Genomic DNA, 20,322 nt, shown 5'->3' on the forward strand with positions numbered 1-20,322 from the left:
TCATTAGCCCCAAAATGAACTTGGACAATAAGAGTGATCTATTTTATACTACTTAATGTACCAAGGAGGTTGTCATCATGGCACGAACAAAACATTCAAAAGAATTTAAACTACAAGTGATAAAAGAGGTTTTGGAGACTGGCAATAAAGCAATAGTGGCTCGTCGCTATAATCTTAATGCTAATATGGTAGGCCGTTGGTGTACCGAATATAAAAACGGGCAATACGGGGATGTAGATGTCACAGTTATGCCTGATCTTGATCCAAAAGAGATGTCAAAAGAAAACGAAAAACTAAAAATACTACTAGGTGAAAAAGATCTTGAAATCGCGATTTTACGTGATCTTATAAAAAAGAAAAACCCTCACTTGCTGAAAAACTTGAAGTAGCTGAAAAGTGGATTCAAAAAGGCTACTCCATTTCAGTGGTGCTAAAAATCATTGGTATTCCTCGTTCCACCTACTATTATCAAAAAAACTACCGTGTGGAAGAGAAAAAAGTAAGTGAGGGACGTCCAGCACCAGGCTATTCTTACAAAGAGGACGGCCAAAAAGTATCAGATGAACAGATCAAGGAGTTTTTATTAGAGGGGATTGCCGGCGATGCCTATAACTATGGCTATCGCAAGCTCACAAAGTTTCTTTATCGGAACCATAACCTCGTCATTAACAAGAAAAAAGTGTACCGATTATATAAAGAATTAGGGATCTTACGTCCACAGCGTAAGAAAAAAGTCTCGCATCCTAGAAAACTAGCACGAAATCGCATCATTACTAGCTCAAATCAAATGTGGGAAGCCGATATAAAATACGGATTTGTTGAAGGTGAAGACCGCTTTTTCTTTGTCATGTCAATTATTGACGTTTATGACAGGGGGATTGTCGATTATCATATGGGCTTGAGTTGTACAGGCAGCGATGTCAATCAAGCAATGCAACGAGCACTACTGAAACGCCAACTACTTAATGCTTTGGAAAAACCTGTTATCCGAACAGATAATGGACCACAGTTTATTTCTCATACTTTCGAGGAGTTTTGTGAAAATTATAAAATAGAGCATGAAAGAATACCGCCCAAAACGCCAAATATGAATGCCCATATCGAATCATTTCATCGGATTTTTGAGGACGATTGCCTATCTAGATGGCAATTTGAAACATATGCACAAGCATATGAAGTCGTCACAGAGTTTATGGTATTTTATAACGAAAGACGAATGCATTCAAGCATTCTAGATCTATCACCAAAAGAATTCTATGAGAATCAGGGTTCATTAGTAATTAAGGAAGTTCGAGTGTAACAGTGCCAAACTTCAGCCAAAGCACCAGCTTGATTAGGAGTGGCGGGCATGATAGCCTTGTTTGGCGATGCCGATGTTGTGACATCTGGCTGCTCGGCTGGGAAGTCATGCCCGCAGAGGCTCCTTGTCAAGCAGCATGGCCTTTTTGAAGAATAACGAAAGACAATCCAATTTTAAAAAACAATGGAAATGAGAGAATAAGAGAGATATTGTCCAAAATTCGGGGGTTAATCCGAGGAATACCTCTTTTGTCTTGCTCGAATTGCAATGAAAGAGGACAAAGAATGGTGAACGGAATACATGTTTGAGGAGCATTCTAAAATGTTGAATGAAGAAACAATTATTTCGATAATTAAAGATGATCAATGGATGATGGAAATATTGCAATCGGTAAGATCATTGAATTTGCCTGATTGGTGGATTTGTGCGGGATTTGTTCGATCGAAAATTTGGGATGCCTTACACCATTTTACTGAAAGAACTCCTCTGCCGGATGTTGATGTCATCTATTTTGCACCGGCAAATACGGATGAATTTGCAGAAAAGAAACTTGAAAAGGAACTTGAATTTCTTATGCCTCATGTTCCTTGGTCAGTAAAAAATGAAGCAAGAATGCATGTTAAAAGCAAAATGTCCCCGTATTCTTCAGCTGTGGACGCTATTTCCAAATTTCCCGAAACAGCGACAGCATTAGGCGTAAAATTGGATGAGAAAAAGCAAGTAATCATAACAGTTCCTTGGGGCATTGATGATCTTGTCAATTTAAAGGTGAAGCCGACTCCCTTTTTTACTGAGACAAAAGAACGAGCGGCCATTTATGAAGACAGGATAACAAAAAAGAATTGGAAAGAAACTTGGAATAAACTGAAAATTTACCACATTCACGATTTTATATCAAAATAAAGATGTTGCAAAAAGGAAAAAAGTGTTAAAATAAAAGAAGGTATTGCTCATTAAAGGAGGGGCTTACTATGAGTGCGGTTTTAACATTAATTGGTGATTTATTTGCGGTCATCTCCGTTTCGCTTGGGGCGAAAAAGAAAAAGAGCGAAAAAGGTAGCAAGAAGAATTAATTTTGAAAAATACTCGGATCTTTTAGAGTATTATTTTTTTTGCAATTTGCTAGGATATCTTTCGAACGCATGGCCGGAAAAGTTAAACAAGACCGCAAATTTTCAATTTTCCCCCGCTGTTAAAAATTCATAAACAACATCATTGACGATTTCATACAAATCCGCCTCAGGTTCCGCTGCTTTCACTGCATAAATTTGGCTGTAAAGCTTGTCCATTTCCCTTAAACCAACCGGCAGTGTTTCCCGATCGGAATCATATTGTTTTAAGCAATTTTGAATCATCTTCTCAATCAATCGTTTATCCATTGCATCCACCCCGTATACCTATTATAGCGTAAATTTTTCCATCCGAACCATCCCCAATAAAAATTTCCATTGAATACGAACGAATATTCGCCTAAAATAATGGGTAGAATGGTATAGAACTTATGTTTGGTTTTTGGAGGGGTTTCTATGATTGAGTATCAAGCATTGCCGCAGAACAAAATTTTATGCGTGGATATGAAAAGCTTTTACGCAAGCTGTGCGGCTGTGATCGAAGGACTTGATCCGCTTACTTGCTATGTAGCGGTTGTCGGCAATCAGGAGCGGCAAGGGAGTGTGGTGCTTGCCGCTTCACCCCGTTTAAAAAAAGAATTTGGCATCAAAACCGGTTCCCGGCTGTTTGAAATCCCAAATGATCCGCGAATTCGCGTAATCGAACCGAAAATGGCAACGTATTTGCGGATTTCCACGGAAATTTCCCGTGTTTTTAACCGCTATGTGCCGAAAGAGGCGATCCATACGTACAGTGTCGATGAAAGTTTTATTAAAGTCGATGGTGCCCTGCATCTGTGGGGGGATGCTAAGACGATCGCGCGAAAAATAAAGGACGATATTGAACGGGAATTTCAACTGCCCTGTGCGGTCGGGATTGGGCCGAATATGCTGATGGCAAAGCTGTGTCTGGACATTGAAGCAAAGAAGAAAGGGATTGCCGAGTGGACGTTTGCCGATGTTCCTGAAAAGCTGTGGAGCATTGCCCCGCTCCGCGAAATGTGGGGAATTGGCAGACGCCTTGAAAAAACGCTCAACAGCATGGGGATTTTCTCCGTCGGCCAACTAGCCCGCTATGATTTAGAAAAATTGGAAAAGAAATTTGGAATTATGGGCAACCAGCTTTATTATCACGCCTGGGGAATCGATCTTTCCGATTTGGGGGCACCGCTTATTGAAGGGCAAATCAGCTTTGGCAAAAGTCAAATTTTGCTGCGGGATTATAAAGATGATGCAGAAATTAGGCATGTCATTTTAGAAATGTGTGAGGAGGTTGCACGCCGGGCAAGAACCCATCGGAAAGCAGGAAGAACGGTCAGCCTTGGAATTGGCTACAGCAAAGAAGAATTCGGCGGTGGTTTTCATCGCGCACGAACGATCGAGCAGCCGACAAATGTGACGATGGAGCTTTATCGTGTCTGCCTTGAGTTATTTTATGAAAATTATACTGGGCATACGGTTAGAAATATTTCAATTACGCTTGGCGCTATCACCGATGATCGCGAAGTGCAGTTAAGCCTTTTTGATCTTGGTGCAGAGAAAAGAAGGCAGCTCGGCTATGTTGTCGACCGCATCCGCGATCGTTTTGGTTCAGGCGCACTGTTGCGTGCGGTTTCGTATACAGCTGCCGGAACCGCCAAACAGCGGGCAACGCTTGTTGGCGGGCACAAAATGTAATAAAGAAAGAAGTGAGGACCATGATTCGCGACCGTGGGAAAATTAAGTGGACAGCGATGATGCTTCCGGAGCATGTGAAATTGCTGCGGGACTGGGTAAAGGAAGATACGTATGAACAGAAAAAGGAGCTGGATGAGCAGCAGCTTGAACACATTAATGAGATTGCTGCTGAGGCGATGGAATTCAACGAGTGGGTGCATATTACGCACTATCAAAATCGAAACTATGAAATTTTGATTGGAAAAATTCATTATTGGGATGCGATTACCCAGACATTCCATGTGGTTGACAAGTTTGATGAACTGCATCGGGTTTCTTTGAACTCAATCGCAGATATCCGCTTTTAGCTAAGCATAAAAAGAGCGGCTTGTAAAAACCGCTCCCACCAATCCATTATTCATTTTCAGCAACGCGGACTTTCGACTCAAATTTGCCTTTGTGGCTGCCGTCGCAAAACGGCTTGTTATTGGATAAACCGCAGCGGCAAAGGGAAAAGCTTGGCTTCGTTTCGTACACATTGCCTTCGCCATCAAGCAATTCAACATCGCCCGTGATACGAAGCGAACCATTATCATTTACTTTAATTTGAACTTTTGACATGTTTCCACCCCTTTTTTGGCTAATCAGAATTTATATGGATAAATTCTGAACGCATAAATTCAACTACGCCTCTGTCTTCGTCCAAAGGACTCGCCAGTCGGCAAGTGTTCATTTAAAAATAGTTTCGTTTTTAAGAATAGTAAAAATAGGTTGAAGATGCAACAGTACAGCAGCCTGAAAAAACATGTGATACAATCATCTTATACCGATAAGGGGGAGATTTAAACATGGAAATTGCAATCACAGAGACAGCAATCACGAAAATCAATCAGAAAATCGGAGAGCAGACAGGTTATTTAAAACTTGTTTACGATACAGATGATTGCGGCTGCGCGGTAAATGGCGTTGTAGTCTTATGGTTTGTGCCAGAGCTGGAAGCAGACGATATCAAAATCGAAACGAACGACCGCCCCGTGTATATACCGAAAGCAAAGGAAGTCTTTTTTGATGAAAACATGACGATCGATTTTTCCAAAACGTCACAGGTATTTCAGCTGAAGAGCCCGCAGCAATTTTTAAATGGCCATATGAGCTTCATCCTGCAGAAAAATTAAGTCGGCATGGCCACGGATTCCGCATAGGTTTGCAGAAATTGATCAATTGCTTTTTCATATTCCTGGCTGTTTTCATTGAACGACTGGGCATGCAGGCCTTCTTTTGCAAGATAAAGCATTTTCGACCCCTGTTTTTGTTCGTATAACTCTTTTGTCATGGATGGCAGAATAAAATCATCTTTTTCGCTGTGAATAAATAGCACGGGTTTTTGAATGTTCTGGATGACCGAAATCGGTGCAATGTCAGCAAATGAATACTTGTCACGCAGCCGTAAAAAGAGATCGGTCAGCGGGACAAACAGGGCGGGCGGCAGCAGTTTGATTTCTCTTTTCAGCCGGTAGCGGAACTGTTCCTTGAAATCGGAAAATGGACAGTCGGCAATGTAAAAGTCTGCTCCGTCCTCAAGCATGCCGGCGTACAAAAGCATGGTTGCCGCCCCCATTGATTCGCCGTGAATTCCGAGAAAAAGATCAGCACCCTTTTCTTTTTTCAGCCAATCAACGACGGCTTTCAAATCAAACTTTTCGTAATAACCGTAGCTCGTTGTTTTTCCGCCGGATTCCCCGTGGCGCCGGTGGTCATAGATCAGCGCATTATAACCGCGCTTAAGGAAAAGATTCATATATTTGACCGAATTGAATTTATTTTCAGTTACACCATGAGCAATAATGATATAGCGGTTTGTGTCATGCGGTTCAACAAGGAACGCATGAAGCGGATAGCCGAAGGGAGAATGGATTTTGACCTCCCGTTTTGGAAGGGAAGAAAAATTCTTCATATTTAATCTTCCGGCCTTTACCTCTCGTTCAAGAATTTGCTGCTCTTCTTTCTTTTTTATGTACATCAGCCGATTGGAAATATACAAACCAATGGAAAGGAAAAAGAAGAGAGCGCTAACCAATATGCCCAAGGTTTTTTTCATCGAAAACACCTCCAGAACAAATCTATTCTCATTGTAGCATGAAAAAAAGCCGCTTCAACCATCAGCGGCTTACAAACAAGTGATTCTATTGCTCGGAATTTTGCCGTTTTGTCGGGTGAAGGGCTTTCTCCAGCTCTTCCGCCGCAATCAGTCGCTTTCCGCCACCTGCTGATTCTGCGTAGTCTTTTCCTTTTTGGCTGTATCCTTTATCACGCTTCTGACTCATGGTTCTTTCTCCTTCCATACTGGTGTCATTTCTTAAGATGGTTCATTGCAGCAAGGCTTATTCGCTGAAAGAAGCCGTTTGTTGATAAAAGCGAAAATACGTGCTTTCAATCGGTCTGGAAAGATGGGGTCGAATCACTTCAACCGCCCGAATCAGTTTCCCAAGCTCCACCCCGGTGTCAATCCCCATTCGCTCTAGCATGTAGACGACATCCTCTGTTGCCGCGTTGCCAGCCGCCCCCGGAGCAAACGGGCAGCCGCCCAGTCCTCCGGCAGAGGTATCGAAACGGTCGATTCCAGCTTGTAGACAAGCGAGGATATTGGCAAGAGCAAGCTTACGTGTATCATGAAAATGGGCGGTTAAAAGCGTGCGGGGAAATTCCTGCTTTAGCTGGGAAAATAAAAAATATGCTTCATTCGGCACAGCCATTCCGATGGTATCGGCAACACTCAATTCATCCACCCCAAAACGGACAAACTGACGGCATAACTCAAGCGTATCCGTAGAGTTGATTTTTCCTTCATAAGGGCAATAAAACGCAGTGGAAATGCAGGCGCGAACGAAATAACCTTTTTCTTTCAGCTCGCTGATAATGGGTTGAAGCTCAGAAAGGCTTTCCTTTGTCGTTTTGTTGATATTTTTTTGATTAAACGTGTTGCTGACGCCGACAAATACAGCAACGGCTCTGCAATTGGTCATGTAGACGCGGTCGATTCCTTTGCGGTTAGGGGCAAGAACGATGCTGCGGGCACCGCTCCCGAGACAATCGGCAACAATTTCAGCAGCATCGGTCATCTGCGGCACCCACTTAGGGGAAACAAAAGATGTTAACTCCATTTCTTTGATTCCTGCATTTCTAAGTTCGGCAATAAATTGCTTTTTAATGTCTGTTTGGATCAAGCTTTTTTCATTTTGCAAACCGTCGCGCGGTCCCACTTCAACAATCGTCACCTTTTTCGGCAGTTGAAAAGTCAAGATGTTCCCCTCCATTCGTTTTTATTGTATGGAAGGGTATTTCGGAAAAGAATAAATAATCTGAATTCTGGAAAATAAATACGGCAACGGCAGTGAAAAGCAGATGGTTGTTTGTTTCTAAGCTTTTCTATTGGAAAATGATATAATAGGTTTGAACGAGTTAAAGGAGTGCGTAGTGAATGAAAAAACACCAGAGGCAAAAACCAAAAAAAGACGATGCTGCGGTAACGCTCGGGGATCGTATGAATCAGGAGTTAGTAAAGCTGTTAAAGGAAAAGCAGCGAGAGCTAAAGGCGGCGGAGGAAAACCGCATGGAAGAAGAACAAAGAAAACGGGAAGAAAGAAGATTAAAAGAAAAAAAGAAATCCTTTGAAGAACTTTTGCAAGAAAGCGATATGAACTGGAAGGATTTTAAATAATGCTGCCGCGAAAGGTGGCGAGCTTTTGAGTGGAGCGGCCGCAAAAAGTAAAGGGCTCTGCTTCGATCAGCATGGAGCCCTTTTCGTTTACCGGTGTTCTTTATAAAGGGAATTCTTTGAAATTTCGCGGATCAAGACTAGTTCTTCCTCGGTTAGCGGTTTGCTTTGCACTGCTTTGACATTTTCTCTTACTTGTTCAGGACTGCTTGCGCCGGCAACAACAGAGGCTACAGCAGGATGGGCAAGATTGTATTGAAAGGCAATTTCATTAAACAGGCGGGAAGGTGCCAGTTTTTCTTTAAGTGCTGGCAAAAGCATATTTAACTCCTCTAAGCTGTAATCCAGATAACCGTTCGCAGACGCTTTTTCGAGCATTTTTTCACTTAAAAGGCCTTTCGCCAATGGCCCGCGGGTAACAACGCTGATCCCATGTTTATGGAGAAGCGGCAGCGCCTCTTCTTCCGGGCGGCGATCTAAAATACTGTATTGCATCATGACAGAGACGATGGAAGACTTTTTTATGTATTCCCGAATTACGTTCGGGCGAATGGATGAGATTCCATAATAGCGGATAAAGCCTTCAGATTTCAATTCTTCAAAAGCTTCAATCGTTTCTTCAATCGGATCCTCGATTGTCCCGCCGTGAAGCTGGTACAGATCAATATAATCGGTGCCAAGCCTTTTTAAGCTGCTTTTCACTTCTTCTTTTATATAGGCTTTTGATGGATCCCAGAACCAGCCCGCACCATTTTTATTCCAGCGATTACCAACCTTTGTTGCAATAACCACTTGGTCACGTACAGTTTTTAAGGCGTTTCCGACAATCCGCTCATTTTCGCCATGGTCATATAAATCGGCTGTATCAAAATAATTAATGCCTTCTTCTAAAGCTGTTGCAATAATCGTTTGGGCCGCTTTTTCATCTGTTCCAATCGACATGCACCCGAACCCTAATTCTGTCACATATATATCTGAGTTTCCAAGCCGGTTTTTCTTCATATTTCACCTCAGTCTAGTCTGTTTTCTTTATTTTAATAAAATTCGAGTGAGGTGACAAATTTTTCTGATAACGATTCAGCCGATATGTCATTAAATCGACTGGTGTGTCAGTTGATTCCGATCTATTTGCTTGTCCCGCCCATTCCGCTACCGTTGAATACAGCTTTTGATATTCTTTTAATTTTTCCCCAACCTCCCAAGCCTTTCCAGCCAAAACAACTCCTTGCGCATGAACATAGATTTTCACCATTCAACGCCTCCAATCGAATTATGATAAAATGTATGAGCAGATCTTAGTGGATTAGAACAGGAGTGAGGAATTTGAACCGCCTTGAAGAAAAAACGATCCAAACGAAAGAACTATTTTCAGGGAGAATTATTCGCCTGCAAATTGAAGAGGTGGAGCTCCCAAACGGAAAAATAACGGAGCGGGAAATCATTAAGCACCCGGGAGCCGTGGCAGTTATAGCATTAACAGATGACAATAAAATCGTCATGGTTGAGCAATACCGGAAAGCATTAGAACGAACAATCGTGGAAATCCCTGCGGGCAAGTTGGAAAAGGGGGAAGAACCAGCCGTTTGTGCGCGTAGAGAGCTGGAGGAAGAAACCGGCTATGTTTGTGAAAAGATGGAGCTGCTTGTTTCGTTCTATACTTCACCCGGGTTTGCTGATGAATTGGTTCACGTCTATATCGCAACCGGTCTATCAAAAAAAGAAAACGCCGCCTCTCTTGATGAAGACGAATTTGTGAACCTTGAAGAATTGACGCTTGAGGAAGCAGTCCAGTATATCAAAGATCAAAAAATTTATGATGCTAAGACTGTGTACGCGGTGCAATACCTTCAACTGCAAAAGGCGCTTGAACAAAAATGAACCGTTATTATGTTGATTTGCATATTCACATTGGTCGGACATGGACAGGCAAACCGGTCAAAATAACGGGAGCGAAATCGTTAACCTTTACAAACATTATTGAGCATGCCCGCAATGAAAAAGGGCTGAATATGATCGGTATTATTGACTGCCACTCGCCTGAAGTGATTCTTGAAATCGAAAGCCTGATGGAAAGTGGTGAAATCATCCAGCATCCTAACGGGGGATTGATTTACGATACATTGACGATTATCCCCGGTTCAGAGCTGGAAATTTATGATGAATATTGCCACGGACCGATTCATTTGCTTTGCTATTTTCCAACAATAGCAATCATGAGATCGTTCTCTACCTGGCTTTCAGGCCATTTGAAAAACGTTACGCTTAGCTCACAAAGGGTGTACACAACCGCAAAAGAGCTGCAGCAAAAGGTAAAGGAATTTGGCGGCCTATTTATTCCCGCCCATGTATTTACTCCATTTAAAAGTTTATATGGAAAAGGTGTTCAACGTTCGTTCAGTGAAGTTCTTGACCCGGGTCTCATTGATGGGATTGAGCTTGGACTAAGCTCTGATACGGAAATGGCGGATCAATTGGCTGAATTGCACCCATACCCATTTGTAACCAATTCAGATGCCCATTCACTAGCAAAAATTGCCCGGGAATATCAAGTCGTCGCGATGAAAGAACCAACTTTCAAGGAATTGGAAAAAGCTTTAAAAGGACAAGAAGGCAGAAAAATCCTTGCCAACTATGGATTGGATCCAAAGCTTGGAAAATACCATCAAACGGTTTGTGCCCATTGTTTAAACCAGTTGAAAACAGAAACGGGGAGCTGCCCGCATTGTGGCAAGGAGAGAATCATTAAAGGTGTGGCGGATCGAATAGTAGAATTAAAAACAGCAGAAGAGGGTCCAATATCAAGGCCGCCATATATCCACCAGATTCCGCTTGAATTCATCCCGGGACTTGGTCCAAAAATACTTGATAAACTTCTGCAACACTTTGGCACAGAAATGGCGATTTTACACGAAGTTCCATATGAAGCAATGAAGGCAGTTATCCCCGAAAAAATAGCCGATTTCATAATGAAAGCAAGGGAAGGAAATTTGAACTTGCACGCGGGAGGCGGAGGCAAATACGGAAAAATAGCTGAATAAGACAAAAACCGGTTGTTAAAAACGACATCCGGTTTTTTTGTCATAGTTGCGGCGGACAGGCATACAATTTAGTAACCAAATGTCAGGAGGAACCGCAATTGAAAAAACGAATCTACCAGAACGCTGCCGCCAGTTATTTCCGTGAGCATTCCTCAATTTTTTTATTTGTTGTCGTACTGTTTTTAATGGGGGTTATTTTTGGCGCGATCGTCGTCAACAGTATGAGCATTACCCAAAAGCAAGATCTCTTTTATTATTTATCACAATTTTTCGGACAAGTTTCCGATGGGAATATCCAGGAATCGACCGATCTGTTTATCCAAAGCCTTTTGCACAATAGTAAATTTATTGGCTTAATGTGGGTGCTTGGCATTTCAATCATCGGCCTGCCGATTATTTTGATTCTTCTCTTTTTAAAAGGAATGGTTGTCGGCTTTACGGTTGGTTTTTTAGTCAGTCAAATGAGCTGGAAAGGCTTCCTGTTGGCGGGAGTATCCATTTTGCCGCAAAACCTTATTATCATTCCGATTTTTATTATCATGGCCGTAATGAGCATCTCTTTCTCGATAAAAATGATTAAAAAGCAATTCATGAAAAAATTTGCACAGCCAATCTTGCCATTATTTAAGCAATACATCGTGGCTCTAACTGCTGCCGTCCTTTTACTTTCAGCAGCAGCAGCGGTTGAGGCATATCTTTCGCCAGGTCTAATGAAATCTGTTATCCATTCAATCAAACTATAATCATTATTATCTAATAAAAATTTTCGCATTGAGATTATAATAATTTTATTTTGAATCTAGTTTCCCATCTGTTATAATGAGAAAGAAAAGAGGCGAGGGAGGCACTTCGGATGGAAACTAGAATCGAGAGAATAAAAAAACAGTTGCATTCATCAAGTTATAAGTTGACACCACAACGTGAAGCAACCGTTCAAGTTTTACTGGAAAATGAAGAGGATCATTTAAGTGCGGAAGACGTATACCTCCTCGTGAAAGAAAAATCGCCTGAAATTGGTTTGGCAACCGTGTATCGAACGCTTGAATTGCTGACTGAATTGAAAATTGTCGATAAAATAAATTTTGGTGACGGAGTCTCCCGCTATGATCTGCGCCAAGAAGGAGCTGCTCATTTTCACCATCATCTTGTTTGTATTGAATGCGGAGCAGTGGATGAAATTCAGGAAGATTTACTCGAAGATGTGGAAGCAACTGTCGAAGAGAAATGGAAGTTTAAAATAAAAGACCACCGTCTGACCTTCCATGGCATATGCCATCGCTGTCAGGAAAAAAACCATTCAAAGGAAGAATCGTAGTAAAGTGTAAAAAGCCTTTGCAAAAGCAAAAAGGCTTTTTTCTTATACTATCAGAATTTATTTGTTGCCCCTTTTTTGTGAAAAGACGCCTTTATAGGGAAGAGCATTTCTATTAACCGATTCACCTGTTTTTCAGTGTAAACCGGTCACTACTGGCTTCGCCCGCACGTCGCCCGGAAAGCGAGTGCCTGGAGCGGAAATCAACAGCCTCCGTTTATCCGCCAAACTAAAAAGGACCGGGCGGTTTTTGCTGAGTTTTCTTTATAACGGGAGAGGTATAAAACCTGTCTAAATTGGCATACCTTGTACTAAACGTTTGTAACGGGGGAAAAAGGTATGTTTTCTTATTTGAAGCTTTTTTTGCAATCCTTAAAGGTTTTTATTTTATTCACAGGGTGCACGATTCTGTTTTATTATGGTATTATGTGGGTGAATGAAGAGTATCAAAATTATCATCGCTATGATGCACCAAAAGGGTCTGCGCTGAAAGTGTCGAACCCAGTCCAAGACGGGAATTCGTCTATGCTGGACCGATTAATTTTGTTTTATTTAAGTGGGGAGTAATGAATCGGATGGAAGATCAACTGAAAGACTTTATCCACTTTGTCATGGTTGAAAAGGGGCTGGCGAAAAATACAATCGCCGCTTATGAGCGTGATTTAAAAAACTACACGCAGTATTTGAAAAATGTTGAAAAAATAAACAGTCTGAACGAAGCACAGCGGGTACATATCGTTCATTTTCTTGGTTTCTTGAAAGAGCAAGGGAAGTCATCCAAGACGCTTGCAAGACATGTTGCATCAATAAGAGCTTTCCATCAATTTTTAATTCGGGAAAAGGCAACAGACCATGACCCGTCCGTCCATATTGAAACCCCCAAGCTCGAAAGATCCCTTCCAAAAGTATTGAATCAGCAAGAAGTTGAAACCCTACTGGAAGCGCCTAAACAAAATGATCACTACGGACTAAGAGACAAAGCAATGCTTGAAATTCTATATGCAACCGGAATGCGCGTGAGTGAACTAATCGGATTGAACATGGGAGATGCGCATTTAACAATGGGGTTTGTCCGCTGTATTGGAAAGGGTAACAAGGAGAGAATCATCCCGATTGGCCAAACAGCCACAAAAGCTCTCCAACATTATTTGGAGAACGGCAGACCAAAATTTATTTCGAAAAAACACCGAGAGAATGCCTTGTTTCTCAACCATCATGGACAACGCCTGACGCGCCAAGGATTTTGGAAAATCCTCAAGAAGCTGGCGAAGGAGGCCGGCATTGAGAAAGAACTGACACCGCATACTTTGAGGCATTCTTTTGCTACCCATTTACTTGAAAACGGGGCAGACCTGAGGGCTGTTCAGGAAATGCTGGGGCATGTAGATATTTCGACAACGCAAATTTATACCCATGTAACAAAGACGAGGTTGAAAGATGTGTACAGCAAATTCCATCCGCGAGCTTAACAGATTACCAGAATTAGAAGAACAGAAAGAAAATTCGCCGATTGGCGATCCTTCGAGCGATGATTAAGCTGCCGAAGAATTCCTTATCCTGCCCGTCGTGCGTTTAGAATTAATGGATATAAATTCTGTTGAGAACACAGCTATAGCTGCCAGAAAGAATGGCAGCTTTTTCTTGTGTTTTCAAATTCATTTGTTAAAATAAAGATGTCAGACTTCTGACATGTTACATCTATTTTTCGTTTAATCCATTCTAGAAAGGGAAACCCTAGTGATAGGAAAATGATTGATTATGGGAACGCATCCACAGAGGGAGGAAAAACATAAATGAGCTTACATACATTCAAGCGAATTTTTCTAATCGTAATGGATTCTGTTGGGATTGGCGAAGCGCCAGATGCCGAAAAATTCGGCGATAAGGGAGCAGATACATTCGGTCATATCGCTGAAAAAATGAACGGCCTTCATATGCCGAATATGGGAAAACTTGGGCTTGGTAATATTCGGCCAATAAAAGGGATAGAAAAGGCGGAAAAACCGCTTGCAGTGTATACAAAAATGATGGAAGCATCGAACGGTAAAGATACGATGACAGGACATTGGGAGATCATGGGGTTAAACATCAAAACACCTTTTAAAGTATTTCCGGAAGGATTTCCGCAGGAACTGATTTCTGAATTGGAAAAAAGAACGGGAAGAAAAGTGATTGGCAATAAGCCTGCAAGCGGAACGGAGATACTAGTTGAACTAGGTGAAGAACAGATGAAAACCGGGGCCTTGATTGTTTACACTTCAGCGGATTCCGTCCTGCAAATTGCCGCCCATGAAGACATTGTTCCAATTGAAGAACTGTACACAATTTGCAAAATCGCCCGCGAATTGACGCTTGATGAAAAATACATGGTAGGCCGGGTAATTGCAAGACCGTTTATCGGAAAACCCGGTAGCTTTAAACGAACTGCCAACCGTCATGACTATGCTTTAAAGCCATTTGGACGCACGGTCATGAATGAATTAAAAGACTCAGGCTTCGATGTGATTGCCATTGGCAAAATTTCTGATATATATGATGGAGAAGGGGTTACAAACGCAATCAGAACCGTTTCCAATATGGATGGAATGGATAAGTTGATTGACACCTTAAAGATGGATTTTACAGGTTTAAGTTTTGTCAATTTGGTTGATTTTGACGCACTGTATGGGCACCGCCGCGATCCAATTGGGTATGGGAAGGCGCTGGAAGAATTTGATGCCCGCCTGCCGGAAGTCTTTGCCAAGATGGAGAAAGACGATCTTTTGATCATTACCGCCGACCATGGAAACGATCCCGTCCATCATGGAACAGATCATACACGTGAATTTGTTCCATTGCTTGTGTATTCAAAACAGATGCAGGCAGGAAAAGAAATACCGCTCAGACAGACATTTGCGGATATAGGGGCGACTGTTGCCGAGAACTTCCAAGTAAAGCAGCCGAATTACGGGAAAAGCTTTTTGGATGAATTGATTCGTTAACTGGGGGAATAAAGATGGAATTCGAAAAAATTCAAAATGCTGCGCAATTTTTAAAAACGAAATACAGTCAAACACCGAAAATGGGATTGATATTGGGTTCAGGACTCGGTATGCTGGCAGATGAAATCGTCGATCCTGTTAAAATTCCGTATCAGGAAATTCCCGATTTCCCTGTATCAACGGTAGCGGGTCATGCGGGCCAGCTTGTCTTTGGACAATTGAATGGAGCAGAAGTTGTGGCCATGCAAGGGCGCTTTCATTTTTATGAAGGGTACAGTTTTGACAAAGTGACCTTCCCTGTACGGGTGATGAGACAACTGGGAGTAGAAATGTTAATTGTGACGAATGCAGCCGGCGGTGTAAATGAACGTTTTTCACCAGGAGACTTAATGCTGATCACAGATCATATCAATAATATGGGTTCCAACCCGCTAATCGGTCCGAATGATTCCCGTCTTGGGGTACGCTTTCCGGATATGTCCGAGGCTTATTCAAAAAAACTAAGGACAGCGGCGAAAGAAATTGCTTCCCGCTTGCAAATTGAAGTAAAAGAGGGTGTTTATGTCGGCAACACAGGGCCATCCTATGAAACCCCTGCAGAAATTCGAATGCTGCGAACGTTAGGCGGGGATGCGGTTGGAATGTCAACGGTTCCTGAGGTAATTGTTGCCCGCCACAGCGGTATGAAGGTTTTAGGAATTTCCTGCATTTCCAATATGGCTGCTGGGATTCTTGATCAGCCATTAACCCATGACGAAGTGATCGAAACAACCGAGAGGGTCAGGGAAAACTTCCTTAAATATGTAAAGGAAATTGTCGGCAATCTCGCTTAGAAAAGCTTTTAATTTCGATTGAAGTGGTGATATGAATGAGAATGGTGGATTTGATTGCAAAAAAACGGGATGGCTGCGAATTATCATCGGATGAAATACACTTTATGATTCAAGGTTATACAGAAGGTTCGATTCCTGATTACCAGATGAGTGCTTTGACAATGGCGATATTCTTTAAAGGGATGACTGAAAAGGAATGTGCCGATTTAACAATGGCGATGGTTCAATCGGGGGAACAAATCGATTTGTCGAAAATTAAAGGAATAAAGGTCGATAAACATTCAACAGGAGGCGTCGGCGATACAACGACCCTTGTTTTAGGCCCATTAGTCGCATCAGTCGGCGTACCAGTCGCGAAAATGTCGGGACGCGGCTTAGGACATACCGGTGGAACGATTGATAAGCTTGAGTCGGTTAAAGGATTCCATGTTGAAATTGCAAACGATGAATTTATTGAACTTGTTAATCAAAATAAAATTGCGGTTATCGGTCAAAGCGGGAATCTAACTCCAGCTGATAAAAAGCTGTACGCTTTAAGGGATGTGACAGCAACCGTTGACAGCATTCCGCTAATTGCCAGTTCGATTATGAGCAAGAAGATTGCCGCGGGTGCAGATGCAATTGTTCTTGATGTCAAGACCGGTGCCGGGGCATTTATGAAATCGCTCGACGATTCAAGGAAATTGGCCAAGGCAATGGTTCAAATTGGCAATAATGTTGGCAGAAAAACGATGGCCGTCATCTCAGATATGAGCCAGCCGCTTGGCTATGCAATTGGCAATGCGCTTGAAGTAAAAGAAGCCATTGATACGCTTAAAGGAAAGGGCCCAAAAGATTTAACAGAGCTATGCGTAACCCTTGGCAGCCATATGGTCTTTCTCGCAGAAAAAGCTGGTTCGCTAAAAGAAGCCCGTGAACGGCTAGAAAAGGCAATCGAAGAGGGAAAGGCATTGGAAAAGTTTAAAACGTTTGTACGTTCGCAAGGCGGAGATACATCGATTGTCGATCATCCTGAAAAATTGCCGCAGGCAAAGTATCAAGTTGAACTTGAAGCCCAAGAAGATGGCTATGTTGCAGAAATGACTGCCGATGAGATTGGAACGGCGGCCATGCTTTTAGGAGCAGGAAGAGCCACAAAAGAATCCTCGATCGATCTTGCGGCCGGGCTTGTCTTAAGAAAGAAAATTGGCGACAAAGTCGTAAAAGGGGAATCATTGGTTACGCTATACAGCAATTTTGAAAATATAACAGAGATTAAAGAGAAGCTTAACCACGCTATTACCATTTCCGCTTCAAAAGTAGAAGCGCCGATTTTACTCTATGAAGAAATAACAGAGCCATGATGATTCGGGAGAACTCTCCCGGATTTTTTTTACAAAAGAGGAGGAAAAGATTGTATAAAAGTGTCCGATTTGGAAAAAATGGTGCGTATAAAGAATGGAGGGTTATGGAATGAAACGTATCGCCACCGTATTTTTCGTGATCACTAGTCTGCTTTTAGCAATGTGGAATCCTTCGGCCTTTGCGAAGGAGAGCAGTAGTCCGGATTTAGTCAATAATGTTCGCTCTGCAATTTTGATCGAGCGGGATACCGGTAAAGTTTTATACGAAAAAAATAGCAATCAAGAGCTTCCACCGGCGAGCATGACAAAAATTATGACCATGCTGCTAATTATGGAAGCAATGGATGAAGGGAAACTCAGTTGGAATGAGAAAATTCGTGCAAGTGAATATGCCGCTTCAATGGGCGGTTCGCAAATCTTTTTAGAGCCGGGCGAAGAGATGACAGCAAAACAGCTGTTAATGGGTATTGCGATCGGTTCCGGAAATGATGCATCTGTTGCCATGGCCGAAAGAATTGCCGGTTCTGAACAGGCTTTTGTTGAAAAAATGAATGAAAAGGCAAAAGAATTAGGATTGAAAAATACGCATTTTAAAAATGTTACCGGTCTGCCAGTCAGCGGCCATTACAGTACTGCCCACGACATGGCCATCATGGCGAAAGAACTTTTAAAGTATGAAGATATTACAAAGTTTACAGGAATGTATGAAGCATACCTCCGTGAAAATACCGATAAAAAATTCTGGCTTGTTAATACCAATAAATTGGTTCGTTTTTATCCGGGGGTAGACGGTTTAAAAACCGGTTTTACGGCAGAAGCCAAATATTGCTTGACTGCCACTGCACAGAAAAACGGTATGCGGGTGATTGCGGTTGTGTTTGGGGCACCTACTTCCAAAGAACGGAACGCTCAGGTGACGAAAATGCTCGATTACGCTTTTAGTCAATATGAAACCCATCCGGTAATGAAACGCAATCAAACGGTAGGAAATGTCCGTGTAAGCAAAGGAAAAACAAAAACAGTTGAAGCTGTTACAAGTGAGCCCCTTTCCCTGCTTACAAAAAAAGGTGAAAAAACAGATGCCATTCAAAAACAGGTTGTTTATAACAAGAACATAAAAGCCCCCATTCAAAAAGGCGACACATTGGGGACGATCAGGCTTGTAAAAGACGGGAAGGTGCTGCTCGAAAGCCCGATTGTTGCCAAACAAAATGTAGCAGAAGCTGGCTGGTGGTCTCTTTATAAACGTGCCTTCGGTTTGTTTACAAGAGCGGGAGAATAACAGCAGGCTCTCTTAGTTGAACAAGTCATTGTCGAATTCTTGCCGTCAGACACTTTTTTTAGCGAATATCAACTAGTTTTGTCTTAGATGAAGGAGATTGAGCTATCGATAGAGAATTGACTCACTATACCAGATAAGGAGGCCAGGCATAGTGAGTCTAACTGTCGAAATGGAAAGAATCCATGATGTTTTGTGCATTCGATTAAGCGGAGAATTGGATCATCATACTGCTGAAGAGCTTCGCGAAAAAGCATCGGAAGCGATTGAAAGGAATCATATTCGCCATCTTGTCTTGAATTTGGAGCAGCTGACTTTTATGGACAGCTCAGGGTTAGGTGTGATTTTGGGCAGATATAAACAGATCAAGCAAGCGGGCGGAGAAATGGCAGTATGCGCAATTTCCCCAGCAATTCAAAGATTATTCGATATGTCGGGCTTGTTTAAAATCATCCGCCTGGACCCGACAGAAGAATTTGCTTTGCAAAGATTGGGGGTTGCTTAATCGATGAAAAACAAAATGAAGCTTCAATTCAGTGCTCTTAGCCAAAATGAATCATTCGCCCGGGTAACAGTTGCGGCTTTTGTCGCACAGCTAGACCCAACAATGGACGAGTTAACCGAAATTAAGACGGTTGTTTCAGAAGCGGTTACGAATGCGATTATTCACGGATACGATCATGATCCAAATGGCATTGTCTATATTGAGGTAACGATTGACGATCAAGTTGTTGAACTCAGTATAAGAGATGTTGGAATTGGCATTGAAGATGTGGAGGAAGCTCGTCAGCCATTATTTACAACAAAGCCGGATTTAGAACGTTCCGGTATGGGTTTTACAATCATGGAGAATTTCATGGATGAAATAGAGGTTCATTCACAGCCGGGCAGCGGAACCGAGGTCAAATTACGAAAGCATTTACAATCCCGCAAAATGCTGTGCAATTAAGGAGACTTGCCTATGGATGTGGAGGTCAAGAACAATAAAAGTCAAACGTATTTAAAAGATCATGAGGTCAAGGAACTGATTAAAAAAAGCCAGGAGGGAGATCAGGCTTCCCGCGATAGGATTGTTGAAAAAAATATGCGGCTTGTTTGGTCAGTTGTCCAACGCTTTTTAAATCGGGGATACGACCCAGACGATCTCTTCCAAATTGGGTGTATCGGTTTACTTAAATCGGTTGACAAATTTGATTTAACCTATGATGTGAAATTCTCAACGTATGCGGTGCCCATGATTATCGGGGAAATCCAGCGATTTATCCGTGATGATGGGACAGTCAAAGTGAGCCGATCGTTAAAAGAAATGGGAAATCGAATCCGAAAAGCAAAAGATGAATTGTCCAAGATTTTCGGTAGAACGCCGACAGTAAATGAACTATCCGAACATCTGCAACTTTCACCTGAGGACATCATTCTTGCCCAGGAAGCAAGCAGAGCCCCCTCTTCCATCCATGAAACCGTCTATGAAAATGACGGCGACCCCATCACACTTTTGGATCAAATTGATGATGGGAATGAAGGAAAATGGTTCGATAAATTTGCTTTAAAAGAAGCAATTCTTGAATTGGAAGAACGTGAGAGACTCATTGTTTATTTGCGGTATTATAAGGATCAAACGCAATCAGAAGTTGCCGCAAGGCTGGGGATTTCCCAAGTACAGGTATCAAGGCTCGAAAAAAAAATCTTAAAACAAATGAAAAATCGTATGGATTCTTAATTCATACGATTTTTTATTTTTACTTTTATAAAATAC

The 20,322-nt window shown here is 42.1% G+C and carries 26 protein-coding genes; 19 read left to right on the forward strand and 7 right to left on the reverse strand.

The window, feature by feature from the left end:
- The first annotated feature begins 77 nt into the window (after positions 1-77).
- A protein-coding gene (locus tag ACQYAD_RS09440) for an IS3 family transposase (protein ID WP_430237610.1) occupies positions 78-1,300 on the forward strand; the annotation gives its coding sequence in 2 pieces (ribosomal slippage) (positions 78-366 and positions 366-1,300; 1,224 coding nt in all).
- Positions 1,301-1,621: 321 nt separating this feature from the next.
- A complete protein-coding gene (locus ACQYAD_RS09445) occupies positions 1,622-2,203 on the forward strand; it encodes a nucleotidyltransferase family protein (RefSeq protein ID WP_430237611.1) in 582 nt (193 codons plus the stop codon).
- Between the two features lie 272 nt (positions 2,204-2,475).
- On the opposite strand, the gene ACQYAD_RS09450 is transcribed toward ACQYAD_RS09445, so the two are convergent.
- Positions 2,476-2,679: a YqzH family protein gene (locus ACQYAD_RS09450; RefSeq protein ID WP_430237612.1), complete on the reverse strand. Its 204-nt coding sequence runs from the start codon at positions 2,677-2,679 to the stop codon at positions 2,476-2,478.
- Positions 2,680-2,826: 147 nt separating this feature from the next.
- Here ACQYAD_RS09450 and ACQYAD_RS09455 point away from each other — a divergent pair, with 147 nt between their 5' ends.
- Both ACQYAD_RS09455 and ACQYAD_RS09460 read left to right on the forward strand, forming a co-directional pair.
- Positions 2,827-4,086, forward strand: coding sequence for a DNA polymerase thumb domain-containing protein (locus tag ACQYAD_RS09455; RefSeq protein WP_430237613.1), 1,260 nt, complete (start codon positions 2,827-2,829; stop codon positions 4,084-4,086).
- 20 nt (positions 4,087-4,106) lie between these two features.
- On the forward strand, positions 4,107-4,433 hold the full coding sequence (locus tag ACQYAD_RS09460; RefSeq protein WP_430237615.1) for a YolD-like family protein: 327 nt from the start codon (positions 4,107-4,109) through the stop codon (positions 4,431-4,433).
- Positions 4,434-4,479: 46 nt separating this feature from the next.
- Here the strand turns inward: ACQYAD_RS09460 and ACQYAD_RS09465 are convergent, their stop codons facing one another.
- Entirely contained in the window at positions 4,480-4,686 is a 207-nt protein-coding gene (locus tag ACQYAD_RS09465) for a CDGSH iron-sulfur domain-containing protein (protein WP_430237617.1), read from the reverse strand.
- Between the two features lie 227 nt (positions 4,687-4,913).
- Here ACQYAD_RS09465 and ACQYAD_RS09470 point away from each other — a divergent pair, with 227 nt between their 5' ends.
- Complete coding sequence (locus tag ACQYAD_RS09470; RefSeq protein ID WP_430237618.1) at positions 4,914-5,240, forward strand: iron-sulfur cluster biosynthesis family protein; 327 nt, start codon at positions 4,914-4,916, stop codon at positions 5,238-5,240.
- On the opposite strand, the gene ACQYAD_RS09475 is transcribed toward ACQYAD_RS09470, so the two are convergent.
- The 3 genes from ACQYAD_RS09475 to ACQYAD_RS09485 form a co-directional block, all read right to left on the reverse strand.
- Positions 5,237-6,163: an alpha/beta hydrolase gene (locus tag ACQYAD_RS09475; RefSeq protein ID WP_430237620.1), complete on the reverse strand. Its 927-nt coding sequence runs from the start codon at positions 6,161-6,163 to the stop codon at positions 5,237-5,239. The two genes, ACQYAD_RS09470 and ACQYAD_RS09475, sit on opposite strands and share 4 nt — an antisense overlap.
- Before the next feature lie 85 nt (positions 6,164-6,248).
- Positions 6,249-6,389, reverse strand: coding sequence for a hypothetical protein (locus ACQYAD_RS09480; RefSeq protein ID WP_430237622.1), 141 nt, complete (start codon positions 6,387-6,389; stop codon positions 6,249-6,251).
- 57 nt (positions 6,390-6,446) lie between these two features.
- Positions 6,447-7,364, reverse strand: coding sequence for a hydroxymethylglutaryl-CoA lyase (locus ACQYAD_RS09485; RefSeq protein ID WP_430237623.1), 918 nt, complete (start codon positions 7,362-7,364; stop codon positions 6,447-6,449).
- A gap of 179 nt (positions 7,365-7,543) precedes the next feature.
- Here ACQYAD_RS09485 and ACQYAD_RS09490 point away from each other — a divergent pair, with 179 nt between their 5' ends.
- Positions 7,544-7,783, forward strand: coding sequence for a YqkE family protein (locus tag ACQYAD_RS09490; RefSeq protein ID WP_430237624.1), 240 nt, complete (start codon positions 7,544-7,546; stop codon positions 7,781-7,783).
- A gap of 87 nt (positions 7,784-7,870) precedes the next feature.
- Here ACQYAD_RS09490 and ACQYAD_RS09495 read toward each other — a convergent pair whose 3' ends face one another.
- A complete protein-coding gene (locus ACQYAD_RS09495; RefSeq protein WP_430237626.1) occupies positions 7,871-8,782 on the reverse strand; it encodes an aldo/keto reductase in 912 nt (303 codons plus the stop codon).
- Positions 8,783-8,795: 13 nt separating this feature from the next.
- A complete protein-coding gene (gene mciZ / locus ACQYAD_RS09500) occupies positions 8,796-9,032 on the reverse strand; it encodes a Z-ring formation inhibitor MciZ (protein WP_430237628.1) in 237 nt (78 codons plus the stop codon).
- Between the two features lie 71 nt (positions 9,033-9,103).
- On the opposite strand from mciZ, the gene ACQYAD_RS09505 reads away from it, so the two are divergent.
- From ACQYAD_RS09505 to sigF, 13 genes are all read left to right on the forward strand, one after another.
- Positions 9,104-9,658 (forward strand): NUDIX hydrolase, encoded by a 555-nt coding sequence (locus ACQYAD_RS09505; protein ID WP_430237629.1) that lies wholly within the window; start codon positions 9,104-9,106, stop codon positions 9,656-9,658.
- Complete coding sequence (locus tag ACQYAD_RS09510; protein WP_430237631.1) at positions 9,655-10,818, forward strand: endonuclease Q family protein; 1,164 nt, start codon at positions 9,655-9,657, stop codon at positions 10,816-10,818. Before ACQYAD_RS09505 ends, ACQYAD_RS09510 begins: the two co-directional genes overlap by 4 nt.
- Before the next feature lie 98 nt (positions 10,819-10,916).
- Positions 10,917-11,561 (forward strand): stage II sporulation protein M, encoded by a 645-nt coding sequence (gene spoIIM, locus ACQYAD_RS09515; protein WP_430237632.1) that lies wholly within the window; start codon positions 10,917-10,919, stop codon positions 11,559-11,561.
- Positions 11,562-11,671: 110 nt separating this feature from the next.
- Positions 11,672-12,133: a Fur family transcriptional regulator gene (locus ACQYAD_RS09520; RefSeq protein ID WP_430237634.1), complete on the forward strand. Its 462-nt coding sequence runs from the start codon at positions 11,672-11,674 to the stop codon at positions 12,131-12,133.
- Positions 12,134-12,469: 336 nt separating this feature from the next.
- On the forward strand, positions 12,470-12,697 hold the full coding sequence (locus tag ACQYAD_RS09525; protein WP_430237635.1) for a YqzK family protein: 228 nt from the start codon (positions 12,470-12,472) through the stop codon (positions 12,695-12,697).
- Positions 12,698-12,705: 8 nt separating this feature from the next.
- On the forward strand, positions 12,706-13,599 hold the full coding sequence (gene xerD / locus ACQYAD_RS09530) for a site-specific tyrosine recombinase XerD (RefSeq protein ID WP_430237636.1): 894 nt from the start codon (positions 12,706-12,708) through the stop codon (positions 13,597-13,599).
- A gap of 324 nt (positions 13,600-13,923) precedes the next feature.
- Positions 13,924-15,111 (forward strand): phosphopentomutase, encoded by a 1,188-nt coding sequence (gene deoB, locus ACQYAD_RS09535; protein WP_430237637.1) that lies wholly within the window; start codon positions 13,924-13,926, stop codon positions 15,109-15,111.
- Positions 15,112-15,125: 14 nt separating this feature from the next.
- Entirely contained in the window at positions 15,126-15,944 is an 819-nt protein-coding gene (locus tag ACQYAD_RS09540; RefSeq protein WP_430237639.1) for a purine-nucleoside phosphorylase, read from the forward strand.
- A 35-nt stretch (positions 15,945-15,979) separates the two neighbouring features.
- On the forward strand, positions 15,980-17,287 hold the full coding sequence (locus ACQYAD_RS09545; protein WP_430237640.1) for a pyrimidine-nucleoside phosphorylase: 1,308 nt from the start codon (positions 15,980-15,982) through the stop codon (positions 17,285-17,287).
- A gap of 109 nt (positions 17,288-17,396) precedes the next feature.
- The gene (locus ACQYAD_RS09550) at positions 17,397-18,569 is read left to right on the forward strand and encodes a D-alanyl-D-alanine carboxypeptidase family protein (RefSeq protein WP_430237642.1); all 1,173 of its coding nucleotides are present in this window, start codon (positions 17,397-17,399) and stop codon (positions 18,567-18,569) included.
- A 151-nt stretch (positions 18,570-18,720) separates the two neighbouring features.
- On the forward strand, positions 18,721-19,071 hold the full coding sequence (spoIIAA, locus tag ACQYAD_RS09555) for an anti-sigma F factor antagonist (RefSeq protein WP_430237645.1): 351 nt from the start codon (positions 18,721-18,723) through the stop codon (positions 19,069-19,071).
- 3 nt (positions 19,072-19,074) lie between these two features.
- A complete protein-coding gene (gene spoIIAB / locus ACQYAD_RS09560; protein WP_430237646.1) occupies positions 19,075-19,515 on the forward strand; it encodes an anti-sigma F factor in 441 nt (146 codons plus the stop codon).
- A gap of 12 nt (positions 19,516-19,527) precedes the next feature.
- On the forward strand, positions 19,528-20,286 hold the full coding sequence (gene sigF / locus ACQYAD_RS09565; RefSeq protein WP_430237648.1) for an RNA polymerase sporulation sigma factor SigF: 759 nt from the start codon (positions 19,528-19,530) through the stop codon (positions 20,284-20,286).
- Positions 20,287-20,322 lie beyond the last annotated feature (36 nt).

Source organism: Neobacillus sp. SM06 (genome assembly GCF_050496765.1).
Taxonomy (GTDB): Bacteria; Bacillota; Bacilli; order Bacillales; family Cytobacillaceae; genus JAEVLT01.

What these genes read in the sequence shown, in the direction of transcription:
- ACQYAD_RS09480 (WP_430237622.1), bottom strand. Translation starts at nt 6,389, where the DNA reads ATGAGTCAGAAGCGTGATAAAGGATACAGCCAAAAAGGAAAAGACTAC.
- xerD (WP_430237636.1), top strand. Translation starts at nt 12,706, where the DNA reads ATGGAAGATCAACTGAAAGACTTTATCCACTTTGTCATGGTTGAAAAG.
- spoIIAB (WP_430237646.1), top strand. Translation starts at nt 19,075, where the DNA reads ATGAAAAACAAAATGAAGCTTCAATTCAGTGCTCTTAGCCAAAATGAA.
- ACQYAD_RS09550 (WP_430237642.1), top strand. Translation starts at nt 17,397, where the DNA reads ATGAAACGTATCGCCACCGTATTTTTCGTGATCACTAGTCTGCTTTTA.
- ACQYAD_RS09520 (WP_430237634.1), top strand. Translation starts at nt 11,672, where the DNA reads ATGGAAACTAGAATCGAGAGAATAAAAAAACAGTTGCATTCATCAAGT.
- ACQYAD_RS09525 (WP_430237635.1), top strand. Translation starts at nt 12,470, where the DNA reads ATGTTTTCTTATTTGAAGCTTTTTTTGCAATCCTTAAAGGTTTTTATT.
- ACQYAD_RS09475 (WP_430237620.1), bottom strand. Translation starts at nt 6,163, where the DNA reads ATGAAAAAAACCTTGGGCATATTGGTTAGCGCTCTCTTCTTTTTCCTT.
- ACQYAD_RS09450 (WP_430237612.1), bottom strand. Translation starts at nt 2,679, where the DNA reads ATGGATAAACGATTGATTGAGAAGATGATTCAAAATTGCTTAAAACAA.
- mciZ (WP_430237628.1), bottom strand. Translation starts at nt 9,032, where the DNA reads ATGGTGAAAATCTATGTTCATGCGCAAGGAGTTGTTTTGGCTGGAAAG.
- ACQYAD_RS09545 (WP_430237640.1), top strand. Translation starts at nt 15,980, where the DNA reads ATGAGAATGGTGGATTTGATTGCAAAAAAACGGGATGGCTGCGAATTA.
- ACQYAD_RS09455 (WP_430237613.1), top strand. Translation starts at nt 2,827, where the DNA reads ATGATTGAGTATCAAGCATTGCCGCAGAACAAAATTTTATGCGTGGAT.
- ACQYAD_RS09470 (WP_430237618.1), top strand. Translation starts at nt 4,914, where the DNA reads ATGGAAATTGCAATCACAGAGACAGCAATCACGAAAATCAATCAGAAA.
- deoB (WP_430237637.1), top strand. Translation starts at nt 13,924, where the DNA reads ATGAGCTTACATACATTCAAGCGAATTTTTCTAATCGTAATGGATTCT.
- ACQYAD_RS09490 (WP_430237624.1), top strand. Translation starts at nt 7,544, where the DNA reads ATGAAAAAACACCAGAGGCAAAAACCAAAAAAAGACGATGCTGCGGTA.
- ACQYAD_RS09495 (WP_430237626.1), bottom strand. Translation starts at nt 8,782, where the DNA reads ATGAAGAAAAACCGGCTTGGAAACTCAGATATATATGTGACAGAATTA.
- ACQYAD_RS09465 (WP_430237617.1), bottom strand. Translation starts at nt 4,686, where the DNA reads ATGTCAAAAGTTCAAATTAAAGTAAATGATAATGGTTCGCTTCGTATC.
- ACQYAD_RS09510 (WP_430237631.1), top strand. Translation starts at nt 9,655, where the DNA reads ATGAACCGTTATTATGTTGATTTGCATATTCACATTGGTCGGACATGG.
- ACQYAD_RS09460 (WP_430237615.1), top strand. Translation starts at nt 4,107, where the DNA reads ATGATTCGCGACCGTGGGAAAATTAAGTGGACAGCGATGATGCTTCCG.
- ACQYAD_RS09540 (WP_430237639.1), top strand. Translation starts at nt 15,126, where the DNA reads ATGGAATTCGAAAAAATTCAAAATGCTGCGCAATTTTTAAAAACGAAA.
- ACQYAD_RS09445 (WP_430237611.1), top strand. Translation starts at nt 1,622, where the DNA reads ATGTTGAATGAAGAAACAATTATTTCGATAATTAAAGATGATCAATGG.
- sigF (WP_430237648.1), top strand. Translation starts at nt 19,528, where the DNA reads ATGGATGTGGAGGTCAAGAACAATAAAAGTCAAACGTATTTAAAAGAT.